At 70.2% G+C, this 12,449-nt stretch carries 13 protein-coding genes; 9 read left to right on the plus strand and 4 right to left on the minus strand.

Annotated elements, in window-relative coordinates:
- Window positions 1–6: 6 nt before the first annotated feature.
- Window positions 7–471 (plus strand): DUF4150 domain-containing protein, encoded by a 465-nt coding sequence (locus K8638_RS13950; RefSeq protein WP_223754998.1) that lies wholly within the window; start codon window positions 7–9, stop codon window positions 469–471.
- Window positions 468–1,802: a TIGR02270 family protein gene (locus K8638_RS13955; protein ID WP_223754999.1), complete on the plus strand. Its 1,335-nt coding sequence runs from the start codon at window positions 468–470 to the stop codon at window positions 1,800–1,802. Before K8638_RS13950 ends, K8638_RS13955 begins: the two co-directional genes overlap by 4 nt.
- A 9-nt stretch (window positions 1,803–1,811) precedes the next feature.
- Here K8638_RS13955 and K8638_RS13960 read toward each other — a convergent pair whose 3' ends face one another.
- Window positions 1,812–3,674, minus strand: coding sequence for a glycoside hydrolase family 15 protein (locus K8638_RS13960; protein WP_223755000.1), 1,863 nt, complete (start codon window positions 3,672–3,674; stop codon window positions 1,812–1,814).
- 23 nt (window positions 3,675–3,697) lie between these two features.
- Entirely contained in the window at window positions 3,698–4,789 is a 1,092-nt protein-coding gene (locus K8638_RS13965; protein ID WP_223755001.1) for a glucose 1-dehydrogenase, read from the minus strand.
- A gap of 207 nt (window positions 4,790–4,996) precedes the next feature.
- Between K8638_RS13965 and K8638_RS13970 the strand changes: the two genes are divergently transcribed.
- The 3 genes from K8638_RS13970 to K8638_RS13980 all read left to right on the plus strand — a co-directional run bounded on the left by K8638_RS13970 (window position 4,997) and on the right by K8638_RS13980 (window position 8,240).
- Window positions 4,997–5,566 (plus strand): hypothetical protein, encoded by a 570-nt coding sequence (locus K8638_RS13970; RefSeq protein ID WP_223755002.1) that lies wholly within the window; start codon window positions 4,997–4,999, stop codon window positions 5,564–5,566.
- A gap of 258 nt (window positions 5,567–5,824) precedes the next feature.
- Window positions 5,825–7,732 (plus strand): S8 family peptidase, encoded by a 1,908-nt coding sequence (locus K8638_RS13975; RefSeq protein WP_223755003.1) that lies wholly within the window; start codon window positions 5,825–5,827, stop codon window positions 7,730–7,732.
- A 130-nt stretch (window positions 7,733–7,862) separates the two neighbouring features.
- Window positions 7,863–8,240 carry a hypothetical protein gene (locus K8638_RS13980; RefSeq protein WP_223755004.1) on the plus strand — a complete coding sequence of 126 codons (378 nt, stop codon included), beginning with the start codon at window positions 7,863–7,865 and terminating at the stop codon, window positions 8,238–8,240.
- Between the two features lie 48 nt (window positions 8,241–8,288).
- On the opposite strand, the gene K8638_RS13985 is transcribed toward K8638_RS13980, so the two are convergent.
- Together K8638_RS13985 and K8638_RS13990 are read right to left on the minus strand one after the other, a co-directional pair.
- Window positions 8,289–8,444 carry a hypothetical protein gene (locus K8638_RS13985; protein ID WP_223755005.1) on the minus strand — a complete coding sequence of 52 codons (156 nt, stop codon included), beginning with the start codon at window positions 8,442–8,444 and terminating at the stop codon, window positions 8,289–8,291.
- Window positions 8,423–8,581 carry a hypothetical protein gene (locus K8638_RS13990; RefSeq protein ID WP_223755006.1) on the minus strand — a complete coding sequence of 53 codons (159 nt, stop codon included), beginning with the start codon at window positions 8,579–8,581 and terminating at the stop codon, window positions 8,423–8,425. Before K8638_RS13990 ends, K8638_RS13985 begins: the two co-directional genes overlap by 22 nt.
- 243 nt (window positions 8,582–8,824) lie before the next feature.
- Here K8638_RS13990 and K8638_RS13995 point away from each other — a divergent pair, with 243 nt between their 5' ends.
- The 4 genes from K8638_RS13995 to K8638_RS14010 all read left to right on the plus strand — a co-directional run bounded on the left by K8638_RS13995 (window position 8,825) and on the right by K8638_RS14010 (window position 12,430).
- A complete protein-coding gene (locus tag K8638_RS13995) occupies window positions 8,825–9,724 on the plus strand; it encodes an ABC transporter ATP-binding protein (RefSeq protein ID WP_370643974.1) in 900 nt (299 codons plus the stop codon).
- A 3-nt stretch (window positions 9,725–9,727) separates the two neighbouring features.
- Window positions 9,728–10,489, plus strand: a complete 762-nt coding sequence (locus tag K8638_RS14000; protein ID WP_223755008.1) for an ABC transporter permease — start codon at window positions 9,728–9,730, stop codon at window positions 10,487–10,489.
- Between the two features lie 80 nt (window positions 10,490–10,569).
- Window positions 10,570–11,583, plus strand: a complete 1,014-nt coding sequence (locus K8638_RS14005) for an ABC transporter substrate-binding protein (protein ID WP_223755009.1) — start codon at window positions 10,570–10,572, stop codon at window positions 11,581–11,583.
- 76 nt (window positions 11,584–11,659) lie between these two features.
- Complete coding sequence (locus K8638_RS14010; RefSeq protein WP_223755010.1) at window positions 11,660–12,430, plus strand: HAD family phosphatase; 771 nt, start codon at window positions 11,660–11,662, stop codon at window positions 12,428–12,430.
- Window positions 12,431–12,449 lie beyond the last annotated feature (19 nt).

Here is a 12,449-nt window from a genome sequence, read left to right on the forward strand (position 1 = left end):
CGAGCCATGAGTGCCACCGTCGGTGTGAACAAGCTGTCCGTCGTCCACAAGGACACCCACGGAAACACCATCGCCTTCCCGGACGTGTGCAAGACGCCCAGCCCGGGCGGTCCCATTCCCATCCCCTACCCCAACGTGGCGATGTCCTCGGACACGGACAAGGGCACCAAGAAGGTCTCCGTGGATGGCAAGCCCGTGTGCGTGGAGGACTCGAACTTCAAGACCAGCAACGGAGACGAGGCCGGCTCCGCGGGTGGCGGCGTCGTGTCCGGCAAGACCAAGGGCAAGGCCGAGTTCGTCAACTACTCCTTCGACGTGAAGTTCGAGGGAAAGAGCGTGGCGCGGACCTTCGACCTGATGCTGCACAACGACAAGAACACCCCGCCCGCGCCCCTGCTCCAGGGGCCGGTCATCGCGCTCGGCAAGGACGACATGAAGGCGAAGTGCCTGGTCTGCGACAAGGAACTGTGACGCCTCCCCTGTCACGCCGTCCCGCCATCCGCTGGGAGCTGCTGGAGCGTCACCTCGAGGAGGCGGAGTTCCTCTGGACGCAGTGGGAGCGCGGGCTGTGGGATTCCGCCCTCACGCTGGAAGACGTCGCCGGAGGAGACGAGGGGCGCCTGCACGCCCACCTCGATGCGCTCGTGGTGGCTGGCGCCCCCGCCGCCCAACGATTCCTGCTGCCCGCGCTGGAGTCGGAAGAGCCGGCGCTCGTTGCCGCCTCGGCCTGGACGCTGCTCGCGGCGGAGGACTCGAACTGGCGTGGGCATCTCCTCCAGCGGATGGAGGACGCCCCCGAGGCCATCGCCCCCGGCGTGCTCCGCGCGCTGGAGCTGTCCGGGCGCACGGAGTTCCAGGCCTGGGTGCTCCAGGTCCTGCCCCGTCAGGCCCCGGCGCTCCAGGCCGGGCTGCTCCGCGTGCTGCGCCTCCAGCACGTGAGCGCCTCCGCCGTGCTCGGAGGGCTGGACGTCGAGGCGGAGCCAGCCCTCCATGCCGAGGCCCTCCGCGCGGCGGCCTTCGCGCCGGGAACGGTGGCCGACACGCTGCTGGCACGGGGACTGGAGCACACACTGCCCGCCGTGCGGGACGCGGCGCTGGAGACAGGACTGCTGCTGGGCTCTCGCGCGGCCTGGGAGCAGGCGCGGAGAAGGGCCACGTCACGAGAGCCCGTCCCCAGGGCCGCGCTCCTGGCCCTCGCGGTGGCGGGGGAGTCCCGGGATTCGCAGACGCTGGTGGGACGGCTGGCGGACCCCGAGGCCCGAGAGGAGGTCCTCTGGGCGCTCGGCTTCAGCGGCAGGCTCGCCGCCGCCGAGGCGCTGCTCCCCCTGCTTCAGGACGAAAGCCTGGGCGCACTCGCCGCGGAGTCCTTCGCCGCCATCACCGGCCTTCCACTGGCTCCCCCGCACCTCCTGCCGGAGCCCCCACCGGAGGACGAGGAGGAGGAACCCGAGACTCCCGTGGAGGACCTCCGGGAGCTGCTTCCGCGGCCCCTCGCCCCTCCCGGCCGCGTGGATGGGAAGGCGGTGGAGCGGTGGTGGACGAGCGTGCGTGGGGGCTTCGCGGCCGAGGGCCGTTACCTGCGGGGCGCGCTCCTGACGGTGGACCGGCTCGCCAGCGCCCTCGAAGGCGAGTCGATGCGGCGCCGCCCCGGGCTCGCCTGGGAGCTGGCCATGCGCAGCGGTGGCGCCCTCTGCGTGGAGACCCGGCTGTGGACCTCCGCGCAGCGCCAGCAGGCCCGTGCGCTGGCGTCGCTCCGCCCGGAGGTGCTGACGCGCGGCTGGAGCCGGCTGGTGAGCCGCTGAGCCCGGCGCTCAGTCCCGCCTGCCCAGCGTGCGGTCCAGGTTGTACGCGGAGCTGATGAGCGACAGGTGGGTGAGCGCCTGGGGGAAGTTGCCCAGCGCCTCGCCGGACGGGCCCGTCTGCTCCGCGTAGAGGCCCACGTGGTTGGCGTAGCCCAGCATCCGCTCGAAGGTCAGCCGCGCCTCCTCCAGCAAATCGGGCCTCGCCACGCTGGCGCGTGTCATCGCCTCCACCAGCCAGAAGCTGCACAGGTTGAAGGTGCCCTCGCGCCCGGGGATTCCGTCCAGCGTCTTGTCCACGTCGTAGCGGAACACCAGCCCGTCCGACACCAGGCCCCCCTTCGCCGGCGGGCGCCGCATCCTGTCCAGCGTGGACACCATCCGCGGGTCCACCGGCGACAGGAAGAAGACCAGCGGCATCAGCAGGTTCGCCGCGTCCAGCGCCTCGCTCTCGTACGCCTGGATGAAGGCCTCGCGCTTCGGGCTCCACCCCTGCGTCATGATGTCCTCGAAGATGGTGTCGCGCACCGCCAGCCACCGCGGCCGGTCCGCCGGGAAGCTGCGCTTGTCCGCCAGGCGGATGGCCCGGTCCACCGCCACCCAGCACATCAGCTTCGAGTACACGAAGTGCCGCCGCCCGCCGCGCACCTCCCAGATGCCCTCGTCCGGCTGGTTCCAGTGGTTGCACACCCAGTCCACCAGCCGCCGCAGGTGCCGCCAGAAGTCATATGAAATCGGCGCCGCGTACTTGTTGGACAGGTACACCGAGTCCATCAGCTCGCCGTAGATGTCGAGCTGGAGCTGGTCCGCCGCCGCGTTGCCGATGCGCACCGGCCGCGCCCCGCCGTACCCGCTCAGGTGCGCCAGCTCCAGCTCGTCCGGAACGCGGCTGCCGTCCACCGAGAACATCAGCGGCAGCGGCCCGTCCCCCTGCTCCGCGCAGCGCGCCTCCACCCAGCGCATGAAGGCCGCCGCCTCCTGCTTGAAGCCGATGCGCATGAACGCATAGACGGTGAAGGCCGCGTCCCGCAGCCAGCAGTAGCGGTAGTCCCAGTTGCGCGTGCCGCCGGGGGACTCGGGCAGGCTGCACGTGGGCGCCGCGACAATCGCCCCGGTCGGCTCGTACGTCAGCAGCTTCAGCGCCAGCGCCGAGCGCCGCACCGTCTCCCGCCAGCGCCCCGTGTAGTCGCAGCCCGACAGCCAGTGGCGCCAGTACTCCACCGTGTCCCGGAAGATGGCCTCCGAGGACTCGTGGCTGTGCACCAGCTCCCGGCACGACATGCGCGCGCCCTGCCGCAGGTTGAAGACGGCGGACTGGTTCTCGCGCAGCGTGAAGCGCGCGCTGACGCCCCGCTCCTCCCTCCGTAGCGGCACGGACGAGGCCAGCGTCAGCTCCAGCGTCTTCGACGCGAAGGCGGCCCCGCCGTGGATGACGTGCGTCTCGTGCGAGTCCCGGGCGTAGTTGAAGGCCGGGAAGCACTCCATCATGAAGCGCATCTCCCCGCGCACCACGCGCACGCGCCTCAGCACCTCGCGCTCGTGCTTCCGCTCGTGGCGCGACATGGGCATGAAGTCCACCAGCTCCCCCACGCCGTCCGGTGTGTAGAAACGCGTCACCAGCACGTTGGTGTCGGGCCAGTAGAACTGTTTCTTCATCACCCCGTCCGGCTCCGGGCAGATGCGCCAGTGGCCGCCCCGGTCCGGGTCCAGCAGCGCGCCGAAGACGCTCGGGCTGTCGAAGTGGGGGAAGCACAGCCAGTCGAGCGTGCCCTCGTTCCCAATCAGCGCCACCGTGCGCAGGTCACCGATGATGCCGTGGTCTTCAATGGGCACCGAGCGGCCCGCCACGTTGCTCACGCTGCTCCCCGTTGCCATGGGCGTCTCCTCGCCGGCACCGCTCACGTGAAGGTGATGACGTGCTTGATGCCGCCACCACCCTTCCTTCCCGTCACCGCGTCGCAATAGTCCTCGGGCGGGTGGCGGGCGGTGATGAGCCGCTCCAGCCCGCCCGGCCAGCGGGCCCGGAAGCGCCCCAGGTCGTCCAGCGCCATGTCGAAGTCCGAGTCCGCCGCGTTCACCGTGCCCAGCACCACCTGGTTCTTCAGCACGAGCTGCTTGAGCAGCGCCGCGCCCTCCAGCGACAGCGCCTCTTCGTGAGACGGCACGCCGGTGAGGACGACGACGCCGTTGGGGGCCAGCACCTTCAGCGTCTCGAACGCGGCCTTCGCCGCGCCCGCCGCCTCGTAGAGGACGTCCGGGGCGCCGGCACGGCGGACCAGCTCCTCCACGGACAGCTCCTTGGAGGAGAGGTACGGGGCGCCCACCGCCTCGGCGGCGGCCGCCTTCTCGTTGGGCTTGGGGCTGCGCGAGTACACCGTGGTGACGTAGCCCCGGCGCAGCAGCGCCATGACGCCGAGCTGCCCCACCGGCCCCGCCCCCAGCACCACCGCGCGCCCCGTCTCGGGCTTCCACGGCAGCCGCTCCTGGATGCGCCGCACCTCGCGCAGGGCCTTCTCGGCGATGGTGAGCGGCTCGGTGAGCACCGCCACCTCGCGCAGCTCCGCGGGCACGCGGTGCACGTACGCCACGTCCTCCACGAAGAGCTCGGCGCAGAAGCCGTGCGCCTCCTTGATGCCCCGCTCCGTGTAGTCCCCGGTGACGCAGAAGTCCGGGTGCCCGTGCCGGCACGCGGGACAGGTGGCGTGCGGACACGGCCGGCGCACGCGCGGCACCACGAGGTCTCCCTTCTGGAGGCCCTGCACGGCGCCACCCACCTCCACCACCTCGCCCAGGCACTCGTGGCCGACGATGAGGTACTCCGAGCCGGGCGGCGACGTGCCGTAGAGGAACTGGACGATGTCCCGGTCCGTGCCGCACACCCCCACCTCGCGCGTGCGCACCTTCACCTGCGTGGGCGACTGGAGCCGGGGCTCCGGGGCGTCGATGACACGCACCTCGCGTTGCTGGGGGAAGACGGCGACGGCCTTCATGCGCGGGCTCCTTCGGGTCCGGATGCGTTCCACGGAGGCGGGCAGGGACTGACTCCTGCCGGAAGCGCCGCGGGCGCGCACGGTACGGTGGTGACTCGGGTCCACCGGTGCACACCGCCCGCCTGCCCGCTGCCCAGGGGTCAACGCTTGCGCGGGGCGCACGAAACCGCTGCCGCCCGGGCGCTCGCGGGTCTATGAGAGGGAATCGTGAGCGAGTCCACCGTCCCCTCCCCTTCCGACGAGCCGCGCCGCAGCCGCTCCACCGCCATTGGCGCGGCGGCCTGCGTGCTGCTGGCGCTTCCCTTCCTCGTGCTCGGGCCGTACCTGCTGGATACGAAGGGGCGCGTGGAGCTGCTGTGCGAGCCGGGCGGCCCCTGCACGCTCACCCGGGCGGGGTGGCTCACCCGCGACGAGGTGGGACGCTTCACGCTGGACGAAATCCAGGGGGTGACGCTGGAGCGCACCCGGAGCGCCCGCCGCAAGAGCGTCCCCATCTTCCGGCCGGAGCTGGAGACGGCCCGGGGGAAGTTCCCCCTCTTCTCCCAGTGGGCCACCGACGAGGCCGAGGCCGTGCGCGCGGAGGAGCAGGTGAAGCGCTACCTCGCGGCGCCCCAGGCGGGGTCCCTGGAGCTGGTGCGGGACGACCGGCGCGCCTCGCTGCGCGTGGGTGGTGCCTTCACGGGCGTGGGCGCGCTGCTGCTGGTGTTCGCCGGCTGGCTGCTCGTGAGGACGCGGGCGCACCGGCGCGCGGAGCGGGTAGGGGCGCCCCCTGGCTGACAGCGCATACGGTGGCCCGGGCGCGTGGGCGGTAACTCCAGACACGACGCGATTCCCCGCATCATGCGGTCGGGAACATTGTTGGAATTCGTCGTGCAACTCGTTCTAGGCTTGCCTGGAATTACTCGCTTGGGGGCACTGATAATGAGGAGACCCGCGCTGGTACCTGGCCTAGTGCAGTCCGACGTTGCGTCCGCAGCAGACGAGCCTCGGCGCCACGAGCTACGCCTTTCCAAGCCCCGGCTGGAAAAAGTCCAGGTGCTCACCGAACTGGACCCTCGACTGCAGCGACTGGTCGAAAAGGGACAGCGGGGTTTTCGACCGCGTGCGACGTCATCCACCCAGACAGGACAGGTGGCGGTCGTCGCCCGTGTCCGGGATGTGGACGCGTGGTGGGCCCATCCCGACGTGAATCCGGGTGTGTTGCTCGGCTCGAGGGACACGGGTGGTGAGCGAGGCTATCTCTGCACGGCCCGGGTGCCACTGCAGCGCATCGAGCATCTGCGGGGGCTCGACAACGTCCTGAGCCTCAAGGCCGCGCAGCCAATCCGTCCCGCCATCCACGAAACTGTGCGGGACATCCGTGCCCGCCGGGACTTGCTGCCCAAGGGGCTCAAGAGCAACCAGGGCAGCGGTACCCTCATCGGTGTCGTCGACTTCGGCTGCGACTTCACCCATCGGGACCTGCGCAACGCGGATGGCTCGACGCGACTCATCGGCATCTGGGACCAGCGCGCAGACTCCCTGCCGGACAGCCCCCTAGGCTATGGCCAGTTCCATAACCGGAAGAATATTGACTCGGCCTTGCGCAGGAAAGAGCCCTTCGCCGCGCTCGGCTACCGGCCGGACCAAAACCTTGACTGGAAGTCAGGAGCCCATGGAACCCACGTCCTGGGAATCGCCGCTGGAAACGGGAAGGGCAGCGGCAGCAAGTACGCTGGCATCGCGCCGAAAGCAGACCTGCTCTTCGTCGAGCTCTCCGCGAGCGACATCCCTTGGGAGGGAGACGGGGTCACGACGAGCAGCTTTGGCGACTCGGTCCAGTTGCTGGAAGCGGTGCAGTTCATCTTCGACACTGCGGGTGGCAGGCCCTGCGTCGTCAACCTGAGCCTGGGTACCAACGGGGGGCCGCATGATGGCTCGACGCTCGTGGAAGAAGGCATCGACCAGATAGTGAGCGCAGCGCCCAACCGGGCGGTCGTCATCGCCGCATCCAACTCCCACGAGGACCACATCCACACGGCGGGGCAGGTACGGCAAGCCGAGTCCTTCGACATCCGTTGGGACGTGCGTAACACCCACAAGAGTCACAAGGAGCTGGAGCTCTGGTACACGGGGAGCGACGAGTTCGAGGTCGAGCTGCTCATGCCCGATGGCACGTCACTCGGCCGGGTGGCGCTGGGCGATACAAGGCGCTCGCTCGATGACACCGGGGAGCTGGCGTTCTTCGTCGCCCACCGCAGGAAGGACCCCAATAACGGGGACAACGCCATTGGCATCCTCCTGGAGGTCGGCGTCCCCCAAGGCATCTACATCGTACGGCTCCATGGGGTCCGCGTACAGAACGGCCAGTTCCATGCCTGGATTGAGCGAGACGACGGTGCGCAGTCTCGCTTCAAGGACCCCGTGCCCACCCACACCCTGGGCTCCATTTCCTGTGGAGAGAAGAGCATCACCGTAGGCTCCTACGACGCGCACAAAGCCCATCTCCCGCTCTCTTCGTTCTCCTCCGCCGGTCCCATCCGACAGGCGTCATTGAAGAAGCGCAAGCTTGAAAAGCCGGAGCTCAGTGCCCCCGGCCAGGCGGTGTGGTCGGTCAAGTCGGGCAGCCAGAAGGGCCTCAGGACCATGTCGGGAACGAGCATGGCGGCGCCTGCCGTCTCGGGAGCGGTCGCGCTCTTGTACGCGGAGGCCCATGCCCGAGGTCTCTCGCTCCCGGTCGATGAGCTGCGACAATTGCTCCTGGAGACGGCCCGCCCCGAGCAGCAGGGATGGCACCCGCGATTGGGCTTCGGCCGGCTCGATGTCGCCGCAGCGCTCAAGGCCCTCCAGGCACGTGTCCCGGTCACCAGCAGCGCAAAGAAGGCGCCGAGGGTGGGAAGCAAGGGCCTCCGGGGCAAGCGCCGGTCCAGTGCTAGACCGACGAAGCGTAAAAAAGCGACTTAACTACCCCATTAGGCGAATTGATGGTACAAAGAGGGGGGACGTACCGTCCAAGTACTGGCGTACGCATAAGGGGAACTGCCAGAGTTGCGGCGGGTCATCTTCGTCTCCACTCTGCCAGGGGGCAGCAATCATGCCGTTGCTGAATCAGGACGTGCGAAAGCCAGAGAAGAAGACGAAGGAGGAGCCAGCGGCTGGCTCCTCGAAGCGGCGCTACACCTCGGTGACTGAGCATTCCGCGCCATCGAAGCTCGACCATGACATCAAGCGCAGCGCAGCTCAGGTTGATAAGCACGCGTCCTCCAAGCCCCTGTCTACCCGGGGCCGTGCGGTCGCCGTCATCGTCAAGGTGCGCAAGGCCGACTACGTCCCGCCCCAGGTCAAGGTGCGCTCCAAGATGTCCCCGCTGATCTTCACTGCGGAATTGCTGGAGCAATCCCTCTCCGAGCTCTCAAGCGACCCCAACATCGTGTCGGTGAGCACGCCGAAGCTGTTGCGGAACGTGGACTGAAAGTCTCACGACTCACGGGTCTGCTTCCGCGCATCCGGGCACGAAGCCCTACCAGAGGCCCCGGCGGCACCGGAAGTCGTGCACCAGGAACCAGACGAAGCGGGTGACGCACAGGCCCAGCGTCACGCAGAAAGCGGCCCCGAAGCGCTCCAGGTCGAACCGGAACTTCCAGTCCAGCAGCTTCACCTTGCCGAAGCCCGCCACCAGCGCTCCCACGGCGATAGACGCAGCGCGCTCCCCAGCCCGAGGAAGAGGACGAGGCCCGCGCGGCCGAACCGGCGCTCCTCGGCGTACTGGTCCAGGGCTCCGAGCACCACGTTGTCGAACCAGCAACCGAGCACACGTCTAAGTCGAACCTGCCCTCCCGTCCGGGACGGCCGAGCGGGCCCCGGAAGCACTCCCCGCACGCAGTCCCAAGTTGTGCCCGTGGGGGGAGTGGACCGGGGCACAGGTGATGGAAGGCCCATGGCGACGTAGGGGCGCCATGGGGAACACATGGGAGGCAGGCAGACATGCGGGGGCTGCCCATGCCGTCCGTGCCCTCCCCACTTCCCACCTCTCCCCACGTGCGTAGCTTGTGGCCGATGCTGCGTGCCCTCCTCGGCCGATGGCGAAGCTCGTTGCGCCTGCTCCGGCCGGCGCACGTGGAGGCGAACCGCGCGAAAATCGCCGTCGCCCAGCTTGGCCACCAGTACGCCAACAAGGTCGTCGCCCTCCAGGACGTGGACCTCAACGTCCGCTCGGGCGAGTTCGTGTGCCTGCTGGGCCCGTCCGGCTGTGGCAAGTCCACGCTCCTCTACGCGCTCGCGGGCCAGGTGAAGCCCACCGGCGGCACCGTGTCCATCGACGGGAAGCCCATCCACGGCCCCGGGCCGGAGCGGCTGCTGATGTTCCAGGAGGCGGCCCTGTTCCCGTGGCTCACCGTGCGCGGCAACATCACCTTCGCGCTGGCCGCCAAGGGCGTGCCGCGCGCCCAGCGCAAGGAGCGCGCCGACGCCTTCATCCGCCGCGTCCAGCTCACCGGCTTCGAGGACACCCTGCCCCACCAGCTCTCCGGCGGCATGAAGATGCGCGCCTCGCTGGCCCGCGCGCTGGCCATGGACCCGGCCGTGCTGCTCATGGACGAGCCCTTCGGCTCGCTGGACGCGCAGACGCGCATCCACATGCAGGAGCTTCTTCAATCCATCTGGATGCGCACCGGCAAGACGGTGGTGTTCGTCACCCATGACGTCCACGAGGCGCTGATGCTCGGCACCCGCGTGGTGCTCATGGCCCCGCGGCCGGGACGCGTCGTCCGGGACCTCGAGGTCCACCTGCCCATGCCACGCAAGCCCGAGGACGCCGGCCTCAACGAGATGACGCGGCACGTCCGCGAGTTGCTGCGCCAGGTGGAGGGCCCCGCACCGCGCGAGCCCGTGCCCCGGCCGCCCCCCGCCCCGCATCCCGCCGTGCCCGCGCACGGGCTGGCCCGGCCCGCGAGGTGAGCCATGAAGCGCTACGTCCACAAGCTCGGCATGTTCGTGCTGCTGCTGGGGAGCTGGGAGCTGGTGGCCCGGCTGGGCATCTGGTCTCCCCACCTGTTCCCCGGCCCGGTGACGGTGGTGAAGAGCCTGGGCGCCATGCTCTCCGACGGCCGCATGGCCGAGGCCACGCTGCGCTCGCTGGGACGGCTGGGCCGCGCCTACCTCGTCTCCGTGGCCATCGGCGTCCCCCTGGGCCTGCTGATGGCCCGGATTTCGTTCTTCCGCGACGCGGTGAAGCCCGTCGTCATGGGCCTTCAGGCACTGCCCTCCATCTGCTGGCTGCCGCTGGCGCTGCTGTGGTTCGGCCTGACGGACGCCGCCATCCTCTTCGTCGTCGTCATGGGCAGCGTGCTGGGCATCGCCATCGCCACCGAGGACAGCGTCAACGGCGTGGACCCGCAACTCGTCCGCGTGGCCAGCACCCTGGGCGTGAAGGGCATGCGCTTCCAGCTCGGCGTCATCCTGCCCGCGGCCCTGCCCGGTATCGTCACCGGCCTCAAGCTGGGGTGGAGCTTCGCCTGGCGCGCGCTGCTGGCCGGCGAGCTGCTCTTCGTCTCCGGCGGCCTGGGACAGCTCCTCACCGTGGGCCGCGAGCTGATGGACGTGCCCCAGGTCATGGCCGTCATGCTGGCCATCATCGTCATCGGCATCACCGTGGACCGTGTCCTCTTCCAGACGGTGGAGGTACGGGTGCGGCGCCGCTGGGGCCTGGTCCCGTCCATGTGACGAAAGTCGACGTAAGCCGCCAGACGCTTCGCCCCCGGGTCCGTTGAAATCCCGCCGCGCCGTACCTTTCTTGGCCGGGTATGCGTGCATCCCGCTCCCTGTTCCTCCTCGTGCTCACCGGCCTGGCGGTGCTCGGCGCCGGCTGCAAGGGCAAGTCGTCCTCCGGTAGTCCGGACGCCCCGCTGCGGCTGGGCTTCTTCCCCAACATCACCCACGCGCAGGCGCTGGTGGGCAACGCCGAGGGCACCTTCGCCTCGCAGCCCGGCGTGGGACGCCTGGAGGTGAAGCAGTTCAACGCGGGCCCCGCCGCCATGGAGGCGCTGGTGGCCGGCTCGCTGGACATCTCCTACGTGGGCAGCGGCCCCGCCATCAACACGTTCCTCAAGGCCGGGCGCGAGCTGCGCATCATCTCCGGCGCGGTGAATGGCGGCGCGGTGCTGGTGGTGCGCACCGCGCAGTCCGCCGCGGAGCTGAAGGGGAAGAAGCTGGCCACGCCGCAGCTCGGCAACACGCAGGACATCTCCCTGCGCTACTGGCTGAAGCAGCAGGGGCTGAACACCCACCTCCAGGGCACCGGCGACGTGCAGATTGTCCCACTGAGCAACCCGGACATCCTCGGCCAGTACCTGCGCGGGAGCATCGAGGGCGCCTGGGTGCCCGAGCCGTGGGGCGCGCGCATGGTGGCCGAGGGCGGAGGCCGCATCCTCGTGGACGAGCGCGACCTGTGGCCCGAGCGCCGCTTCCCCACCACCGTCATCGTGACGACACGCAAGGTGCTGGAGACGCAGCGCCCGCGCGTGGCCGCCGTGCTGCGCGCGCACGTGCGGCTCACCGAGCGCTGGAAGGAGGACCCCGCCGGCTTCACCACCTCCGCCAACGCCGCCTTCGGCAAGCTCACCCGCAAGCCACTGCCCCCGGAAATCGCCCAGGCCGCCTTCTCCCGGATGGAGCCCAGCCTGGACCCGGTGCCCTCCGCGCTCGCCACCGCCGCCCGGCACGCGAAGGAATTGGGCTTCACGACCGATGCGGACATCACCGGACTGGTGGACCTCAGCGTCCTCGACGAGGTGCGCAGCGCCACGTCGCGGAAATGAGCCGGTGCCGCACGGGGCCTCGTGACGCGCCCGGGGGGATGACGGCGGGCCCGGGCCCGGGGGAGGATGCGCGTCCATGAGGATGGAGCGCGTGGAGGAGACGCTGGAGCGCATCGGCCAGGAGGCCGCGCGGGCGCCCGGCGGAGTGATGGCGTTCGACGGGGACGGCACGCTGTGGAGCGGGGACGTGGGGGACGACCTCTTCCTCGCCCTGCTGGAGCACGGCGGCATCCGCCCGGAGGCGTACGCGGCCCTGGAGCGGGTAGGCGCGGCGCACGGCATGGCACCGGGCCTGGGGGCGCGCGAGCTGGCGCACCAGCTCTTCGAAGCGTTCGAGGCGGGGCGCATCCCGGAGAAGGAAATCTACGAGATGGTGGCGTGGCTCTTCGCCGGCTGGCGCGTGGAGGACGTGCGCGCCTTCGCCCGCGACGTGGTGGCCCGCCGCGAGGTGAAGCGCCGCATCCACCCCGAGGCCCGGCGCGTGGTGGAGTGGGCGCTGGGCCGGGGCATTCCCTGCTACGTGGTCAGCGCCTCGCCGCTCGCGGTGGTGGAGGCCGCGGTGGTGGAGGTGGGGCTCAGCCCCGCCAACGTGCTGGCGTGCACGCCGCGCGAGGACGGTGGGACGGTGCTGGCCTCCATCATCGAGCCCATCCCCTACGCCGCCGGGAAGGTGACGTGCCTGCGCGCGCGCACGTCCCAGCCGCTCTACGCGGCCTTCGGTGACAACGTGTTCGACTTCGAGATGCTCGCGGCCTCCCGCGTCCCGGTGGCCATCCGCCCCAAGCCCCGCCTGCGCGCGCGGGCGCCGGAGCTGCCCTCCCTGGTCCAGCTCCAGCCGGAGGAGTGAGAGAGAGCCCCGGGCCAGG

Source organism: Myxococcus sp. RHSTA-1-4 (genome assembly GCF_020037125.1).
In the GTDB taxonomy this organism is placed as follows: domain Bacteria; phylum Myxococcota; class Myxococcia; order Myxococcales; family Myxococcaceae; genus Myxococcus.